The following is a 231-nucleotide window of genomic DNA, read 5'->3' as shown; positions in this document are numbered from 1 at the left end:
CAGGGCCAGCTGGTGGCCGTGCACCCGGCGTTCGACAACCTGTTCGACGACTTCGCCCCGGTGCCGCTGCGGGGCCGCCCGCAGGCGCGTACCGAATGGGCCGTCGACCAGTTGAAGCTCGCCGCCCGGGCCAGCCGGCGCCTTGGCCTGGCGGCCCACGCGACCTTCTCCGGTGCGCTGCTGTGGCCCTATCTGTACCCCTGGCCGCAGCGCCCGGCGGGCCTGGTGGAG

The 231-nt window shown here is 74.9% G+C and carries 1 pseudogene; it reads left to right on the top strand.

The features are described 5' to 3' along the window. A pseudogene (locus tag V0R37_RS23340) lies at nt 1-231 on the top strand (sugar phosphate isomerase/epimerase); the annotation flags it as partial.

It is taken from the genome of Pollutimonas rozaliensis, from assembly GCF_048751585.1.
Taxonomy (GTDB): domain Bacteria; phylum Pseudomonadota; class Gammaproteobacteria; order Burkholderiales; family Burkholderiaceae_B.
The sequence above is the reverse complement of the archived record's forward strand: the minus strand, read 5'-3'. Positions and strand labels throughout refer to the sequence as shown.